17 protein-coding genes are annotated in these 16,611 nt (G+C 67.2%); 10 read left to right on the top strand and 7 right to left on the bottom strand.

Annotated features, from left to right (window positions below):
• The first annotated feature begins 137 nt into the window (after positions 1 to 137).
• The 5 genes from tig (at position 138) to ACFQQC_RS17345 (ending at position 4,363) form a co-directional block, all read left to right on the top strand.
• Entirely contained in the window at positions 138 to 1,481 is a 1,344-nt protein-coding gene (gene tig / locus ACFQQC_RS17365) for a trigger factor (RefSeq protein WP_376863803.1), read from the top strand.
• Positions 1,482 to 1,645: 164 nt separating this feature from the next.
• Complete coding sequence (locus ACFQQC_RS17360; protein WP_376863802.1) at positions 1,646 to 2,560, top strand: hypothetical protein; 915 nt, start codon at positions 1,646 to 1,648, stop codon at positions 2,558 to 2,560.
• 160 nt (positions 2,561 to 2,720) lie between these two features.
• A complete protein-coding gene (locus tag ACFQQC_RS17355; protein ID WP_376863801.1) occupies positions 2,721 to 3,368 on the top strand; it encodes an ATP-dependent Clp protease proteolytic subunit in 648 nt (215 codons plus the stop codon).
• A 109-nt stretch (positions 3,369 to 3,477) separates the two neighbouring features.
• A complete protein-coding gene (locus ACFQQC_RS17350) occupies positions 3,478 to 4,020 on the top strand; it encodes a cytochrome b (RefSeq protein ID WP_376863800.1) in 543 nt (180 codons plus the stop codon).
• 25 nt (positions 4,021 to 4,045) lie between these two features.
• A complete protein-coding gene (locus tag ACFQQC_RS17345; protein ID WP_376863799.1) occupies positions 4,046 to 4,363 on the top strand; it encodes a hypothetical protein in 318 nt (105 codons plus the stop codon).
• A 6-nt stretch (positions 4,364 to 4,369) separates the two neighbouring features.
• Here the strand turns inward: ACFQQC_RS17345 and ACFQQC_RS17340 are convergent, their stop codons facing one another.
• The gene (locus tag ACFQQC_RS17340; RefSeq protein WP_376863798.1) at positions 4,370 to 5,029 is read right to left on the bottom strand and encodes an HAD-IB family hydrolase; all 660 of its coding nucleotides are present in this window, start codon (positions 5,027 to 5,029) and stop codon (positions 4,370 to 4,372) included.
• 189 nt (positions 5,030 to 5,218) lie between these two features.
• Here ACFQQC_RS17340 and clpX point away from each other — a divergent pair, with 189 nt between their 5' ends.
• On the top strand, positions 5,219 to 6,502 hold the full coding sequence (gene clpX / locus ACFQQC_RS17335; protein ID WP_376863797.1) for an ATP-dependent Clp protease ATP-binding subunit ClpX: 1,284 nt from the start codon (positions 5,219 to 5,221) through the stop codon (positions 6,500 to 6,502).
• 72 nt (positions 6,503 to 6,574) lie between these two features.
• Here the strand turns inward: clpX and ACFQQC_RS17330 are convergent, their stop codons facing one another.
• Positions 6,575 to 6,910, bottom strand: a complete 336-nt coding sequence (locus ACFQQC_RS17330; RefSeq protein ID WP_376863796.1) for a hypothetical protein — start codon at positions 6,908 to 6,910, stop codon at positions 6,575 to 6,577.
• 359 nt (positions 6,911 to 7,269) lie between these two features.
• Here ACFQQC_RS17330 and lon point away from each other — a divergent pair, with 359 nt between their 5' ends.
• Positions 7,270 to 9,666 carry an endopeptidase La gene (gene lon, locus ACFQQC_RS17325; protein ID WP_376863795.1) on the top strand — a complete coding sequence of 799 codons (2,397 nt, stop codon included), beginning with the start codon at positions 7,270 to 7,272 and terminating at the stop codon, positions 9,664 to 9,666.
• A gap of 122 nt (positions 9,667 to 9,788) precedes the next feature.
• On the opposite strand, the gene ACFQQC_RS17320 is transcribed toward lon, so the two are convergent.
• From ACFQQC_RS17320 to ACFQQC_RS17310, 3 genes are read right to left on the bottom strand one after another with little or no spacing between them, the layout of a single operon-like run.
• Entirely contained in the window at positions 9,789 to 10,148 is a 360-nt protein-coding gene (locus tag ACFQQC_RS17320) for a hypothetical protein (RefSeq protein ID WP_376863794.1), read from the bottom strand.
• A gap of 8 nt (positions 10,149 to 10,156) precedes the next feature.
• A complete protein-coding gene (gene aroC, locus ACFQQC_RS17315) occupies positions 10,157 to 11,242 on the bottom strand; it encodes a chorismate synthase (RefSeq protein WP_376863793.1) in 1,086 nt (361 codons plus the stop codon).
• 10 nt (positions 11,243 to 11,252) lie between these two features.
• Positions 11,253 to 11,978, bottom strand: a complete 726-nt coding sequence (locus tag ACFQQC_RS17310) for a DnaJ C-terminal domain-containing protein (protein ID WP_376863792.1) — start codon at positions 11,976 to 11,978, stop codon at positions 11,253 to 11,255.
• Between the two features lie 86 nt (positions 11,979 to 12,064).
• Between ACFQQC_RS17310 and pdxH the strand changes: the two genes are divergently transcribed.
• Complete coding sequence (gene pdxH / locus ACFQQC_RS17305; RefSeq protein WP_376863791.1) at positions 12,065 to 12,739, top strand: pyridoxamine 5'-phosphate oxidase; 675 nt, start codon at positions 12,065 to 12,067, stop codon at positions 12,737 to 12,739.
• 6 nt (positions 12,740 to 12,745) lie between these two features.
• On the opposite strand, the gene ACFQQC_RS17300 is transcribed toward pdxH, so the two are convergent.
• Together ACFQQC_RS17300 and udk are read right to left on the bottom strand one after the other, a co-directional pair.
• Positions 12,746 to 13,369, bottom strand: a complete 624-nt coding sequence (locus tag ACFQQC_RS17300) for a TetR/AcrR family transcriptional regulator C-terminal domain-containing protein (RefSeq protein WP_376863790.1) — start codon at positions 13,367 to 13,369, stop codon at positions 12,746 to 12,748.
• Positions 13,370 to 13,444: 75 nt separating this feature from the next.
• Positions 13,445 to 14,101: a uridine kinase gene (udk, locus tag ACFQQC_RS17295; protein WP_376863789.1), complete on the bottom strand. Its 657-nt coding sequence runs from the start codon at positions 14,099 to 14,101 to the stop codon at positions 13,445 to 13,447.
• Between the two features lie 171 nt (positions 14,102 to 14,272).
• Between udk and ACFQQC_RS17290 the strand changes: the two genes are divergently transcribed.
• Positions 14,273 to 15,907, top strand: a complete 1,635-nt coding sequence (locus ACFQQC_RS17290; protein ID WP_376863788.1) for a long-chain-fatty-acid--CoA ligase — start codon at positions 14,273 to 14,275, stop codon at positions 15,905 to 15,907.
• A gap of 4 nt (positions 15,908 to 15,911) precedes the next feature.
• Positions 15,912 to 16,601, top strand: a complete 690-nt coding sequence (locus ACFQQC_RS17285; protein ID WP_376863787.1) for a hypothetical protein — start codon at positions 15,912 to 15,914, stop codon at positions 16,599 to 16,601.
• The last annotated feature ends 10 nt before the right edge of the window (positions 16,602 to 16,611 follow it).

The following is a 16,611-nucleotide window of genomic DNA, read 5'->3' as shown; positions in this document are numbered from 1 at the left end:
GTTGACCTTTCGGGCGGTCATCGACATAAGGGCGGGCTCAAAGGCGCCGCCCTCCGAAGGGGCGGCCCTTATTGCTTTTCCCACACCGCGCGCGCCGGCCTTTCTGGCGCCGCCCCAGAGCGTCAGATATCCCGACCATGCAAGTCGTCGAAAAGTCCTCCGAAGGCCTGAGCCGCGTGATCGCGGTGACCATCCCCGTCGCCGAGCTGAACGAAAAGCTGGACGCGCGCCTGAAGGAAGTCGCGCCGCAGATGAAGCTCAAGGGCTTCCGTCCGGGCAAGGTGCCGGCCGCCCACGTCAAGAAGACCTTCGGCCGTGATTTCATGGGCGAGATCATCAACGACTCGCTGAACACCTCCAGCCAGGCCGCCCTGGACGAGGCCAAGGTCCGTCCGGCCGCTCCGGCCGAGATGAAGCTGATCTCGGACATGGACAAGGTCATCGCCGGTCAGGAAGACCTGACGTACGAAATGTCGCTGGAAGTCATGCCGGAGTTCACCCCGGTCGACATCAAGACCCTGAAGCTGGATCGCCCGACCTATGAAGCGTCGGACGCCGATCTGGACGAGGCCCTGACGGAACTGGCCGGTCAGGCCAAGTCCTATGAGGACAAGAAGGGCAAGACCGTGAAGGCCGCCGAAGGCGACCAGCTGATCATCGACTTCGTCGGCAAGCTGGACGGTGAAGTGTTCGAAGGCGGTTCGGCCGAGGACGCCGAACTGGTCATCGGTTCGGGCCGCTTCATCCCGGGCTTCGAAGAGCAACTGACCGGCGCCAAGGTCGGTGAAGAGAAGACCATCGAGGTCACCTTCCCCGCCGACTATCAGGCCGCCAACCTGGCCGGCAAGCTGGCCACCTTCGACATCACCGTGAAGGCCATCAAGGCCGAGGCCGAAGCCAAGGTGGACGACGAGTTCGCCAAGCGCATCGGTCTGGAGTCGCTGGACAAGCTGAAGGAACTGCTGTCGGCCAACCTGAACCAGCAATACGCCGGCGCCGCCCGCTTCAAGCTGAAGCGCGCCCTGCTGGACCAACTGGACAAGGCCCACGACTTCCCGCTGCCGCCGAAGATGGTGGAAGCCGAGTTCGACGGCATCTGGCAGCAGGTCGAGGCTGACAAGGCCGCCGGTCGCCTGCCGGAAGACGACGCCAAGAAGTCGGACGACGAGCTGAAGGCCGAGTACAAGAAGATCGCCGAGCGCCGCGTGCGCCTGGGCCTGGTTCTCGCCGAGATCGGCCGCGCCGCCAACGTCACGGTGTCGGACCAGGAACTGAACAACGCCATCATGAACGAGGCCCGCAACTATCCGGGTCAGGAGCGTCAGGTGCTGGACTTCTATCGCCAGAACCCGAACGCCGCCGCCCAGATGCGCGCCCCGATTTATGAGGAGAAGGTCTGCGACCTGATCTTCTCGACCGCCGACGTCACCGACAAGGCGATCACCAAGGAAGAGCTGCTGAAGGAAGAAGACGACATCTAAGTCGTTTGACGCTGCGATACGGAACGAGGCCCGTCGGGATATCCTGACGGGCCTTTTTCCTGCGCGACCCGGCGGTTTGTCCCTGCGCTCGCTTGGGTCTTATCCGGATCGGGATTTCGCGGTATCGTTGTTCGCTCCAAGGGTGGCCGGGGAGGGCCGCGAACATGACCAGACTGATTTCGCCCGCCGTGGCGGTCGCCGCGCTTCTCATGGCCGTCTCGCCCGCAACCGCGCAGGACACGCCCCCGGCGCCGCAGCAGGCCATGCCGGAAACGACCCTCTCGGACGTTGTCGTCGAAGGCATGCTGGTCGAGCGCACCCGCCGTTTCGTCGACGAGATCAGCCGCGCCCCGGGCCGACGTCCGCTGGCGCGCTGGAACGGTCCGCTGTGCGTGGGCGTGGCCAACATGCGCGCCGACGCCGCGCAGGTGCTGATTGACCGGGTGGCCGTGGTCGGCAACGTGCTGGGCGTGCGGTCGGGGGAGCCGGGATGCCGCCCGAACGTGATGGTGGTCGCCGCCCATACCGCCGACGCCGACGCCCTGGTCCTGGACGCCACGCGAAACATCAACGCCTTCCGTCCGTCGACCGGCGGGACCGACCTCGGCGGTGCGGCGCTGCAGCGGTTCCGCGACTCGGACGCCCCGGTCCGGTGGTGGCACGTGGCCCTTCCGGTGGTGAACGAAACCGGAGAGGTCGCGATCGCACTGTGGCCCGACGGGGCGCCCCAAGTGAATATCAGCCGATCGTCACGGATCGGCTCCAGCATTCGCCACGATCTGGCGCGGGTGGTGATCGTCATCGACGTGGACAAGGCCGGCGCGGCGTCCTTCGGCGCCCTGACGGACTATGTCGCCCTGCTGGCGCTGGCACAGATCGATCCGACGGCGGAGGTGAGCGAGGCGGATACGATCATGAACCTGTTCTCCACGTCCTCGACGGCGCCGGACAGGCTGACGGAATGGGACGCCAACTTCCTGGTGTCGCTTTATGCCTCGCGGCCTGACGTGGCGAACGGCTGGCATCAGGAGACGGAGCTGGCGCGCCGGATGGCCCGGTCCCTGAGAAGCGGCGGCTAGGACCACCGGACGCCCGACGCTCGGACCGGATGCGCGGCGCAATCGCCGACGCGCCTTGCGTCAACCCTTCCTCAAGACGATATCCTGTCCAACAGGGCCAGCGACCGCTGAGTCGCGGCCCCAGACACTCCCTTAGGTGGGCATCCCCGAGAAGGCCTGAATGCGCGATCCGATCGAACTGATGAACATGAACCTCGTCCCGATGGTGGTCGAGCAATCCAGCCGGGGCGAGCGCTCCTTCGACATCTTCTCGCGCCTGCTGCGCGAACGCATCATCTTCCTGACCGGCCCGTTCGAGGACGGCATGGCGTCGCTGATCTGCGCCCAGCTGCTGTTCCTTGAGTCGGAAAACCCGAAGAAGGAAATCAGCATGTACATCAACAGCCCCGGCGGACAGGTGTCCTCGGCGCTCGCGATCTACGACACCATGCAGTACATCCGCTCGCCGGTGTCGACCGTGGTCATGGGCATGGCCGCCTCGGCCGGCTCGCTGATCCTGACGGCCGGCGCCGCCGGTCAGCGCGTGGCCCTGCCGAACGCCCGCGTCATGGTGCACCAGCCCTCGGGCGGCTTCCGCGGTCAGGCCTCGGACATCGAACTGCACGCCGCCGACATCCGCTACACCAAGAAGCGCCTGAACGAGATCTACGTCCAGCACACCGGCCGCACCTATGAGGAAGTCGAAAAGACCCTCGACCGCGACCACTTCATGTCGGCGGAAGAAGCCAAGGCCTGGGGCATCGTGGACCACGTCTACGACCGCCGCGAACAGGCGGACGCCGACGGCGTGAAGACGCCGGGATCCTGATCGGCTCACCGCCCGTCAGACTGCGACAATTTGCGGGGCGGAGATCCGACGGTCTCCGCCCCGCATCGCGTTAGACGACAGGCGACCTTCACCGGAACAGGACTGACCCATGGCGATCCGCTGGCGCGACGACGGCTTCAAGTACGGCGCGATCACCCGCGCCCTTCACTGGAGTGTCGCGGGCCTGCTGGCCTGGCAGTTTCTCGGCATGGCGGTGAAGCTGATCGTGGGGCGGTCCGAGCTGACCGCCTTCATGGTCGGCAGCCACAAGCCGATCGGAACCCTGCTGATGGTGCTGATCGTCAGCCGCGCCCTGTGGGGGCTCTACAACCTGCGTCAGCGCCCGTCGCACGGGGGCGGCCTCTTGGGGATGGCGGCGCTGGGCGGGCATCTGCTGCTGTACGGGTTGATGCTGGTCGTGCCCTTCCTCGCCCTGCTGCGCCAGTATGGATCGGGCCGTCCGCTGGAGGTGTTCGGCCTGACGCTGATGCCGGGCGGCTATCCCGAGATCGCGTGGATGACGGCGCCGGGCGACGCCCTGCACGGCCTGCTGGCCTGGGTCCTGCTGGCCGCCATCGTCGGCCACATCGGCATGGTTCTGGTCCACCGCTATGTGTGGAAGGACAATGCTGTCGGGCGGATGATGGGCTGAGGCCCGATTGTGCTATCAGGCGGCCATGCAAACACGTGACTCCAGCGGGACCGTCGAGGTCGACGGCGACGTTTATCATTGGGAACTGCGCCGCCAGCCGCGCCCGACGCACGGCGGCCAGTGGGAAGGCATCGCCGTCACCCTGCGCCATGCGGACTTCAAGCGGGAGGCCATCGTGCAGTTCCCGCCGCCGCTGCGCCCAAACGGACGGCCCGACACCGAGAAGCAGTTCGTCAACACCGACCACGTCCGCAACGCGGTGACGGCGATCATCGAGGCCGGCTGGGAGCCGACCTCGCGCGGCAAGGCCGTCAGCTTCGACGTGGACGAACAGGGCCGATGAGGGGACTCAGGGCCGACCGGTGAACACCCGGAAGCCCTTCTCGTCCGCCGCCGCGATCATCTCCGTATCGCCCGAGGTGTCGCCGTAGGCGGCGGTGAGGCGGATGTCCGGGCCATAGACTGCGCGCAGACGTCGCATCTTTTCCTCGCCCCGGCAGTTGGGCGTGTCGAATCCGCCGGTGATCCGGTCGTCGGAATCAAACGACAGTCCGGTCCCGATCAAGTTCTCCGCCCCCAGCCGACGGGCGAAGGGCGCGACGGTCAGCGCCGGGCTGGCGGTCACGATTACGCGATGGGCGCCGCGTTTTCCCCAGTCATTCCAGACCTCCAGCGCGTCCGGGCGCATGAACCTGGACCAGATCTGATCGGCGAAGCGCTCGGCCCCGGCCTCCAGTTCGGCCCGGCTGACGCCCTTCAAAAACTCCTTCACCGAGGCGGCCTTGATGCGGCCGCGGTCCCGGTCGCGGGCATAGGCCGCCACGGCGGGAGCCATCTTCACAAGGCCCAGGGCCCAGCCGCCGGGCCCGGCGCGCCAGCGCAGGAAGCTGGTGAAGCTGTCGCGGATGGTCAGGGTGCCGTCGAAGTCGAAGGCGACGACCGGCACGCCGCTTGCAACGCCCGGTTCGGGAGTCTGGCGAAAGTCCTTAACGTTTCCCATGTCAGACATTCGCCGTGATCCCCATCAACAGTGAACGTCCCGAAACCCTCATCGGCCACGCTTCGGCGGGCTTGTGGCGGACGCTGGGATGGGTGATTGTCAATTTTTGAAGACCTTTGCGCCCAATGTTCGGGAATCAACGCGGAGGAAGCGCGTTCCGCCTCATATCGGGGTGAACCGCGGGAGTGAGAAGGGTCTATGACCAAGGCAGCCGGCACCGACGCCAAAAGTACGCTCTACTGCTCGTTCTGCGGCAAGAGCCAGCACGAGGTGCGCAAGCTCATCGCCGGACCGACCGTGTTCATCTGTGATGAATGCGTCGAGCTGTGCATGGACATCATCCGTGAAGAGCACAAAATCTCCTTCTCCAAGGCTAAGGACGGCGTCCCCAGCCCGAAGGAAATCCGCGAAGTCCTGGATGACTATGTCATCGGTCAGGGTCACGCGAAGAAGGTCCTCTCGGTCGCGGTCCACAACCACTACAAGCGCCTGAACCACGCGACGAAGAACAACGACGTCGAGCTGGCCAAGTCGAACATCATGCTGATCGGCCCGACGGGCTCCGGCAAGACGCTGCTGGCCCAGACGCTGGCGCGTATCATCGACGTGCCCTTCACCATGGCCGACGCCACCACCCTGACCGAAGCCGGTTACGTTGGTGAAGACGTCGAGAACATCATCCTGAAGCTGCTCCAGGCCTCGGACTACAACGTCGAGCGGGCCCAGCGCGGCATCGTCTACATCGACGAAATCGACAAGATTTCGCGCAAGTCGGACAACCCCTCGATCACCCGCGACGTCTCGGGCGAGGGCGTGCAGCAGGCCCTGCTGAAGATCATGGAAGGCACCGTCGCCTCCGTGCCCCCGCAGGGCGGTCGCAAGCATCCGCAGCAGGAGTTCCTGCAGGTCGACACCGCCAACATCCTGTTCATCGTCGGCGGCGCCTTCGCCGGCCTGGAGAAGGTGATCTCGGCGCGCGGCGAAGGGGCCTCGATCGGCTTCGGCGCTCGTGTGAAGGAAATCGACGAGCGCCGCACCGGCGACATCCTCAAGGGTGTCGAGCCGGACGATCTGATGCGTTTCGGCCTGATCCCCGAGTTCATCGGCCGTCTGCCCGTTCTGGCGACGCTGGAGGATCTGGACGAGAAGGCGCTGGTCACCATCCTGACCGAGCCGAAGAACGCCCTGGTCAAACAGTACAAGCGCCTGTTCGAGATGGAGAATGTCGACCTGACCTTCACCGACGACGCGCTCAACGCCGTCGCCAAGAAGGCCATCACCCGCAAGACCGGCGCGCGCGGCCTGCGCTCGATCCTGGAAGGCATCCTGCTCGAGACCATGTTCGAGCTGCCGACCTTCGAGGGTGTCGAAGAAGTGGTGGTCAACGCCGAAGTCATCGAAGGCAAGGCCCAGCCCCTGCTGATCTATGCCGAGACCAAGGGCAAGAAGAGCGCCGCCGCGACGCCTGACAGCGCCGCCTGACCGGATCGCTCCGCTGAAACTGAAAAGGCCGCCCTTCACGGGGCGGCCTTTTTGCTGTCCGGCGTCCCCGCCTCAGGGGGTGCGGGGATGCAGGTTGGTCTCCTCGGCCTTCGTCTTGGCGTTGTCCCGCACCGCCGGGCTGGGGCCGCTCATCATGCCTTCGCCGGGGGACGGCGCGGCCGTGGCGTCAGTCGAGCCGCCCGTCGCGCCGGAGCCGCTGGCAGCGGACGAGGCCGGGGCGCGGGCTCCGGCGCCGGACGCAGTGCCTGTCAAGGCGGGGCCGGCGGCGCTTTCCGCCTCCGTGGCGCCGCTCATGTCGGCGGGCGGCGGCGCAGGTTCCTCGGGTTGCTGGCAGGCGGCCAGACCGAAGGTCAGGGCGCCGGCGGCGCACAGCAGAAGAGCTCTCATGGACGGTTTCCTCCCTTATATGTCCGCCTGCTGAACGGCAGCGCTGGCCGTTTCGTTGCGTTTGGAAGCGAGGGTGGCGGCAGGGCCACAGGGCGTTCCGGTGAGTTTTGCCGGTCCGGGAGGGCAGGGCGCATGGTGTCAGGGCGGCTTCCCGGAACCGCTGCACGAACGATGCAGCTTCACCTTTCTCCAACGGTCCCCAGCCGCCTTTGCCAGTCACGCTTGAATGGCGCGACTGCAAAACCACATACTCGTATGAAGGCCGCCGGAACGGCGGGCCGAGTCGATACGACCGAACATAGCGTTCCGGCCGCCGACGCGGCGGGTCCACGATCAACAAGGGCCCCGGAGTAGCATCTATGACCGAGACCAAGACACTTCCCGTCCTGCCGCTGCGAGACATCGTGGTGTTCCCGCACATGGTCGTGCCCCTCTTCGTGGGCCGCGAGAAATCCGTGCGGGCGCTGGACGAGATCATGAAGGGCGAGAAGCAGATCCTGCTCGCCACCCAGAAGAACAGCGTCGACGACGATCCGTCCGCTGACGCCATCTATCCCATCGGCGTGCTGGCCAATGTCCTGCAGCTGCTGAAGCTGCCCGACGGCACCGTGAAGGTGCTGGTCGAGGGCAAGGGCCGCGCGCGCCTGCTGAAATTCACCGACCGCACCGAGTATTTCGAGGCCGAGGCCGAGGAGATCGCGGATGAGGAGGGCGAACCCTCCCAGTCCGAGGCCCTGCTGCGCGCGGTGATCGAGCAGTTCGAAAACTATGTGAAGCTGAACAAGAAGGTCCCGCCCGAGGCCCTCAGCTCCATCCCCCAGATCACCGACCCGTCCAAGCTGGCGGACTCGGTGGCCGCGCACCTGTCGGTGAAGATCGGCGACAAGCAGGCCCTGCTTGAAACCGTCGCTGTGCCGTCGCGTCTGGAGAAGGTTTACGGCCTGATGGAGGGCGAGATTTCCGTCCTGCAGGTCGAGAAGAAGATCCGCTCGCGCGTGAAGCGCCAGATGGAGAAGACCCAGCGCGAATATTATCTGAACGAGCAGATGAAGGCGATCCAGCGCGAGCTGGGCGAGACCGACGACCAGCGCGACGAAATCCTCGAACTGGAGAAGCGGATCCGCAAGACCCGCCTGTCCAAGGAAGCGCGGACCAAGGCCGAGGCCGAGGTCAAGAAACTGCGCAACATGAGCCCGATGTCGGCCGAGTCCACGGTGGTGCGGAATTACCTCGACTGGCTGCTGTCGATCCCGTGGGGCAAGGCCAAGCAGAAGCCGATCGACCTGCAGAAGGCCGAGGACATCCTCGAGGAGGATCACTACGGCCTGGAGAAGGTCAAGGAACGGATCATCGAGTATCTGGCCGTTCAGGCGCGCACCGGTTCGCTGAAAGGCCCGATCCTGTGCCTCGTCGGCCCTCCCGGCGTCGGCAAGACCTCGCTGGCCAAGTCCATCGCCAAGGCGACCGGGCGTGAATACGTCCGTATGTCGCTGGGCGGCGTGCGCGACGAGGCCGAGATCCGCGGTCACCGCCGGACCTACATCGGCTCCATGCCGGGCAAGATCATCCAGTCGATGAAGAAGGCGAAGACCACCAACGCCTTCATCCTGCTGGACGAGATCGACAAGCTGGGCGCCGACTGGCGCGGCGACCCCTCGTCGGCGCTGCTGGAGGTGCTGGATCCGGCCCAGAACTCGACCTTCGGGGACCACTACCTCGAGGTCGACTATGACCTGTCCAACATCATGTTCGTCACCACGGCGAACAGCCTGAACATGCCCCAGCCCCTGATGGACCGGATGGAGATCATCCGGGTCAGCGGCTACACCGAGGACGAGAAGGTCGAGATCGCCAAGCGTCACGTCCTGCCCAAGGTCACGACCGACAACGGTCTGAAGCCGGCGGAATTCGTGGTGCCGGACGACATCATCCGCGACCTGATCCGCTACTACACCCGGGAAGCCGGCGTGCGGTCGCTGGAGCGGGCGTTCGGCGGACTGGCCCGCAAGGCGGTTCGCGAGATGGCCAAGACCGGCGCGACCTCGATCACCGTGGATGAGGCCAAGCTGGCCGAATACGCGGGCGTGAAGAAGTTCCGCCACGGCGAGACGGACGAGGAGGATCAGGTCGGCATCGTCACCGGTCTGGCCTGGACCGAGTTCGGCGGCGACATCCTGACCATCGAGGCGCTCAAGATGCCGGGCCGCGGCCGCATGACCGTGACCGGCAACCTGAAGGACGTGATGAAGGAGTCGATCTCCGCCGCCGCGTCCTACGTCCGCTCGCGGGCGCTCAGCTTCGGCGTGAAGCCGCCGGTGTTCGAGAAGACCGACATCCACGTGCACGTGCCGGACGGCGCGACGCCCAAGGACGGCCCCTCGGCTGGTGTGGCCATGACCGTGGCCATGGTCTCGGTCCTGACCGGCATCCCGATCCGCAAGGACATCGCCATGACCGGCGAGATCACCCTGCGCGGCCGGGTCACCGCCATCGGCGGCCTGAAGGAGAAGCTGCTGGCGGCCCTCCGCTCGGGCATCAAGACGGTGCTGATCCCGGAAGAGAACGAGAAGGACCTCGCCGACGTGCCCGACAATGTGAAGGGCGCGCTGGAGATCGTTCCGATCAAGACCGCCGACGAGGCCCTGAAATGGGCCCTGACCGGCGCCCTGACCCCGGTAGAGTGGGACGAGGAAGCCGAACCGCTCCCCGCCGCCGCCCCGCCGACCGACGGCGCCACTGTGAGCGCGGCTCACTAAGGCCGGTCAAAGCCTGAAACGAGAACCCCGCCCGGAGCGATCCGGGCGGGGTTTTTGCTGGTGGCTCAGTCGTTCCGACTTTGGTTGATGCGGTCGTCCGCGAGGACGATGATACGCCGCCATCACGAGCCTGTTGAACTGCGCCCTTCTGAAGCTTTGCAGGGATAGGCTTCATCACTGATCCGATAGCCCGTTCCCCACAAATGCGACCGACGCATCATCCGGACCCGGTCGCCTTCCCCGCATCTGAGAATGATGGGGCCCGTCACACGGATATCCCGCCCATCGACGCGTACCAGCATCACGCGCGGAGCGCCGCCCTTGCGGTTGCCGACGGTGAACCCGCTGACCTCGCCGTCCACCGGCTGTGCTGGACCTGTTGCGGTGGTGAGCAAGACGATAAGCACCGCGAAACCGGCGCCGACCAGAAGCGGAAGCTTTTGGCTCCAGGGTTTTCGCGGCGTCCTGAACAGCGGGTCCACCGAAGCGCCTAGCCCACCTGCGCCCGGTGCCTCAGCATCGCATCCGCCAGCACGCAGGCGGCCATAGCCTCGACCACAGGCACGCCGCGCAGGGCGACGCAGGGGTCGTGGCGGCCCTTTGTGCGCAGCTCGGTCTCGGCGCCGTCGCGGGTGACGGTCTGGCGCAGGGTCAGGATGGAGGAGGTGGGCTTGAAGGCGATGCGAGCGGTCACCGGCTGGCCGGTCGAAATGCCGCCCAGAACCCCGCCCGCGTGGTTGGACAGGAAGACCGGCTGGCCGTCCTCGCCCAGACGCATCTGGTCGGCGTTGTCCTCGCCCGACAGGGCCGCGGCGTCGAAGCCCGCGCCGATCTCGACGCCCTTCACGGCGTTGATCGACATCATGGCCGCGGCCAGTTCGGCGTCCAGCTTGCCATGGAGGGGCGCGCCCCAGCCCGCCGGAACCCCTGTGACCTCCAGCGCCACCACGGCGCCGATGGACGAGCCCGCCTTGCGGACGCCGTCCAGATAGGCCTCCCACTCGGGCACGACGTTGGCCGAGGCGGCGAACAGGGCGTTGTCATGGACGGCGTCGAAATCGACGGCCTCCGGTGCGATCCGGTGCGGCCCCAGCTGGACCACGCCGGCGCGGATGCGGATGCTTTCACCCAGCACCTTGCGGGCCACGGCCCCGGCGGCGACGCGCATGGCGGTCTCCCGCGCCGAGGAGCGCCCGCCGCCGCGATGGTCGCGCACGCCGTATTTGGCCTGATAGGTGTAGTCGGCGTGGCCGGGGCGGTAGGCGCGGGCGATCTCGCCATAGTCCTTGGACCGCTGGTCCTCGTTCTCGATCAGGATCGAGATCGGCGTGCCGGTGGTGACCGGGCCTTCGCCGTCATCGAAGACACCGGACAGGATGCGGGCGGTGTCGCTCTCCTGCCGCTGGGTGACGAAGCGGCTGCCGCCGGGCTTGCGACGGTCCAGCCAGGGCTGGAGGTCGGCCTCGGTCAGCGGGATGTTGGGCGGGCAGCCGTCCACCACGCAGCCGATCGCCGGCCCGTGGCTCTCGCCCCAGGTGGTCACGCGAAACAGATGGCCGAAGGTGTTGTGCGACATGCGGCTAGGCTTAGGCCGCCATGCGGTCCGGCGTCCAGACGCGGGTGAAGCGAACCAGCAGATCCTCCGCCGCCGAGGGCGCGTCTTCGGACGGGATCAGGGTCACGAACAGATGCCCCTGCGGCCGGGATCCGCGCGCCGGCAGGCCCAGTCCGCGCAGGCGCAGGCGCAGCGGCTCCTGACCGGCGACGATCCAGGCGGAGCGCATTCCGGCATGGGTCTCGATCTCGAGCCGGCCGCCGTCCTCGATGACGCGAGGCGGCACCGGCCAGTCCATGTAGACGTCGTCGCCGATGATGCCGAGGCCGTCCGCCGCGCGGATCAGCACCGGCAGATACAGGTCCGCCCCGTCCGCCGCGCCGCCCTTGAGGCGCAGGTGTTCGCCCGAGCGCAGTCCGGCGGGGGCGTGGACCTTCAGCATCCGGCCGCCGACCTCGACCATCACGGAGCCACCCTCGATGGCGTCGCGCGGGCTGATCGTGACGACGGTTTGAGGGGCAGGGGAGGCGGCAGGCGCCTCAAGCGCGGCGGCCACCGGGCTGGCCTGCACCAGCCGCCAGGCCGCGATCACCTTGCGGAATCGGGTCTCGTCGCCGCCGTTCTGATCCGGCCGCGCGGCCTTCACCGCCGCGCGGAAAGCCGCCGTCAAAGCTTCGCCCTCGGCAGGGCCGCTGAGGCCAAGCAGGGTCCAGGCTTCGCCGAGCGAGGAGACTTCGGATGAGGGGCGCGCGCGCATCCTGATACAAAATGCCCAACGTGGTGAAGACTGGCTTAACCGTGATCCCTCTCCCGTTCGGAACCGCGAGGGTTTATCTGGAGCCCATGACCGCGCCCGTGATCCCGCCCAGCCCGACCCGTGAAGAATATGCGGAGCAGTACGCCGCCGCCCTGGCCGCCAACGGGGACGAGACCATTTTCGACCGCACCGAGCCCTTCGGTCTGTTCGTCGAGTGGCTGGAGGACGCCAAGCGGTACGAGCCGAACGACGCCAACGCCATGTCGCTGGCGACCGTGACGGGGGATGGGGTTCCGGACTGCCGGATTGTCCTGCTGAAGGATGTCGATGGTCGCGGCTTCACCTTCTATTCCAACCGCGAGAGCGCCAAGGGGCAGGCGCTGACCGCGCATCCGGCGGCGGCCCTGGCCTTCCACTGGAAGTCCCTGCGTCGTCAGGTGCGGGTGCGGGGCCGGGTCGAGCCGGTCAGCAGCGCCGAGGCCGACGCCTATTTCGCCAGCCGGGCGCGGGAGAGCCAGATCGGCGCCTGGGCCTCTGATCAGTCGCGGCCCATGGAGGCCCGCGCCGTGCTGGAGGACGCCATCGCCCGCGAGACCGCCCGGTTTGATGGACAGGACGTGCCCCGGCCCGAGCGCTGGACCGGCTGGCGGGTGGTTCCGGATCAGGTGGAGTTCTGGCGCGACCGGCCGTTCCGGCTGCATGATCGGCTGCTGTTCACGCGCGACGGCGAAGGCTGGACCACGGGCCGCCTGCAGCCCTGACGCCGCTCAGGCGCCGTAGCGGGCCATGAAGGTGTCGACCACGTGGGCGACGACCTGGGCGTTGGTGCGTCCGGCGCGGACCTCGTCCCCGGTCACCAGCGGCACGAAGAAGACCGGGTGTTCGATCATCCCCATCAGCTCGCCCGCGGCCCAGGACGGCTTTTCGACATCCTTCAGCCCGCCACGGGCCAGATGGTCTTTCAGGATACCGATCAGGGTGGCGCCGAACTCGGTGCGGCCCTTTTCGAAGAAGCGGCGGGCGGTGGCCTCGAAGCGCGGGCGCTCGGCCATGACCAGCCGGAAGACGGAGCGCACGAAGCCGTCGCCCATGAAGCCGGCATAGGCTTCCGAGAAGCTGGTCAGCTGGGTGCGGGCGTCGCCCTCCTGGGCGCGGACGCTGGCCATCTGGCGGGAGAACTGGTCGGCGGCGTCGTCGATGACGGCGGTGAACAGCTCCGACTTGCCGGCGAACAGGGCGTAGAGGGTGGCGGTCGAGACCCCGGCCTCACGGGCGATCGGCTCGATCCGGGCGCCGGCGTAGCCCTCGGAGATGAAGGCCGCGCGCGCGTACCGCAGAATGATCTGTCGCTTGGCGTCGAGGGAGCTGGGGTCGCCGAGTGTGCCGGGCATCTTGAAATTCATTGATCTTGTAGGCGTCAGGTTGACGCACCTGTCCCCGAACAGCAAGCCGCCTGTCAGGGATCGTCAGACCTGGCCGGGATGGGCGAGCGGCGCCAGCAGCGGGTGGGCCAGCACGGGCGCGGCCAGACGCACCACGGCCTGGGCGTCCTCCAGCCGTACGGCGGCGGTGGCGTCGGCGACGATGAAGTCCGCGTTCAGGCGCGAGGGCTCGGTCCAGCGCTCATGTCCCGGGCGCACGGTGCCGAGATACTGGGCGATGACCGACTCCGCCGTCCGGCCCCGCTCGGCCTGGTCGCGCAGCAGGCGGCGGATGAAGCGGATGTCCGCCGGGGTGTCGACGAAAACGCGGATGTCGAACAGCTCCACCAGCGCCGGAGTGCACAGGACGTGGGTGCCCTCGACGATGACCACCTGGGACGCCGCCACGGCCTCGCCGCCCGCCTCGCGCCCGTGGTGCAGGAACGAATAGATCGGCGCGGTGATGGCCCGGCCGGCCTTGAGCTCTGTCAGGTCGCGGATCAGCAGGTCGTGATCCCGCGCGGCGACATCGTCGAAATCGAAGGTCGCCGCGTCGAAGTCCGGCATCCCGGCGGCGTCCAGATAGTAGGAGTCCTCGCGCAGCAGCACGGCGGCGCCGGTGGGCAGGGCGCTGACGAGGGCCTCCGCCAGGGTGCTCTTGCCCGAGCCCGAGCCGCCGGTGATCGCGATCAGAATGGTCATGCGCGCCTTCTACGGACAGCCGCCGCCCGCCGCCAGTCTGTTGGGGACAGGATGCCGCAGGCGCGTGATTTACGCGCATACGTTGACCTTGCGGCAGATTGCTTATCGCTGATCACGTGGATAGCGTGACGGCAAGTGTCCCGTTCAGCGGATGCAAATCGAGGGATCGTAATGCTTGGGTTGATGCAGGACTGGCCGCTGACGGTCGACAAGATTCTGGACCACGCGAAGAACTGGCATGGCCAGCGCGAGGTCGTGACGCGATCGGTCGAGGGGCCGATTGTCCGGGCCAGCTACGCCGAAATCCATTCGCGCGCCCGCCGCGTGACCCATGTGCTGCAGGACTGGGGCATCCAGGTCGGCGAACGGATCGCCACCCTGGCCTGGAACACCGGCCGCCACATGGAGGTCTGGTACGGCATCATGGGCATGGGGGCGGTCTGCCACACCCTGAACCCACGCCTGTTCCCGGAGCAGCTGGCCTACATCATCAACCACGCCGAAGATAAGGTCATCTTCGTCGACCTGACCTTCATCCCGTTGCTGGAAGCCATCCTGCCGCACTGCCCGACGGTCGAGCGGGTGGTGGTGCTGACCGACGAGATGACCATGCCGGCGACCAAGCTGCCGGGCGCGGAATGCTATGAGGCCCTGCTGGCCGGGGCGTCCGAGAATGTCGTCTGGGGCGGGTTCGAGGAACAGACCGCCTGCGGCCTCTGCTACACCTCGGGCACGACCGGGAACCCCAAGGGCGTCCTGTATTCGCACCGCTCGAACTTCATCCATACGCTGCTGGGCATGCAGTCGACCGTGCTGGGCGCCTCGCCGAGCGAGGTGATCCTGCCGGTGGTGCCGATGTTCCACGCCAATGCTTGGGGCATCGCCTTCGCCGGTCCGGCGGGCGGCACCAAGCTGGTGATGCCGGGCGCGCGCATGGACGGCGCGGCCATCTATGAGCTGATCGAGAGCGAGGGCGTGACCTTCTCGGCCGCCGTGCCGACGGTCTGGCAGGGGCTGCTGACCCATCTGCGCGAGAACAATCTGAAGATCCCGACGGTCAAGAAGGTGCTGATCGGCGGCTCTGCCGTGCCGGAAAGCCTGATCCGGGCCTTCCATGACGAGTTCCAGATCGAGGTGCTGCAGGGCTGGGGCATGACCGAGACCTCGCCCATCGGCACCCTGTCGAACATGACGCCCGAACTGGCCGCCCTGCCGTACGACGAGCAGATGAAGTGGCGGGTGAAGCAGGGCCAGCCGCCGCTGGGCGTCGAGCTGAAGCTGAAGAACTACGCCGGTCAGGACATGCCCCACGACGGGCACACCTACGGCCGCCTGATGATCAAGGGACCGACCATCGCCGGCGCCTACTTCAAGGGCGAGGGCGGAGAGATCCTGGACAATGAGGGCTTCTTCGACACCGGCGACGTCTCGACCATCGACGAACACGGCTTCATGCAGATCACCGACCGCGCCAAGGACGTGATCAAGTCCGGCGGCGAGTGGATCAGCTCCATCGAGATCGAGAACATCGCCGTCGGCCATCCGAAGGTCGAACTGGCCGCCGTCATCGGCGCGGCCCACCCGAAGTGGGACGAGCGCCCGGTGCTGGTCATCAAGCTCAAGCCCGGCGAGGCCGAGGACAAGCAGGAGCATCTCGACTTCCTGCAGGGCAAGATCGCCAAATGGTGGATGCCCGACGACGTGGTCTTCGTGGCCGACATTCCGCTTGGCCCCACGGGCAAGATCGACAAGAAGGTCGTGCGCGAGCAGATGAAGGACTATCGTCTGCCGACGGCTGGAGGCTGAAACCATGGCGAAGGACGGGGTGAAGGGCAGGGGCCTGGTCACGGCTCTGGCGAGCTTCACCCTCGTGGCGCCCGTCGGTCTTCTGCTGGCGGTGGTCGGCGTGCGCAGCGGTCTGCTGTCGGTCGAGGTCGGCTATGATCTGCTGACGCTGGACCTGCTGTGGCGCCTCTCCTTCGTCGGCGCCTTCGCCGGCGTGATCGGCCTCATCCTGTCGCTGCGAGACCTGCGCCGCCTGTGGCTGCCCGGCCTGCTGGGCGCGGTGGTCGGGCTCGCGGTGGTCGGCGGCTTCGTCTGGCAGAAGCGCCAGCTCGAGGCGGGTCCGGTCGAGAATGTCAGCACCGACCTGACCGAGGTTCCCGGGTTCGGCCAGTCGCGGCCTGACCGCATGAGCGGGCTGCAGCCGGCGGTCGGCGTCGAGGCCTGTCCGGGCGCCGTGCCGGTCCCGACCCAGGTCGCGCCCGAGAACGCCGTCTGGGCCCTGCAGGAAGCCGGGTTCGAAGCGGGACGCGCCGGCGTGGGGCGGGCGGACGGCAGTCGGCAGTCGACATGGTTCGGCTTCCGCTACGATGTCGTCATCCGCATTCGCCCGGGTCGCACCGACATCCGCGTCGCCGCCCGCGAGGGCCGTCCGCACGGCGGCGAGGCCTGCCGTCTGGTCACCGAGATCAGCGCCCTGCTGCAACCCGGCGCCTGATCGCCTCCTG

The organism is Brevundimonas sp. GCM10030266 (genome assembly GCF_042666595.1).
Lineage (GTDB): Bacteria > Pseudomonadota > Alphaproteobacteria > Caulobacterales > Caulobacteraceae > Brevundimonas.
The sequence above is the reverse complement of the archived record's forward strand: the minus strand, read 5'-3'. Positions and strand labels throughout refer to the sequence as shown.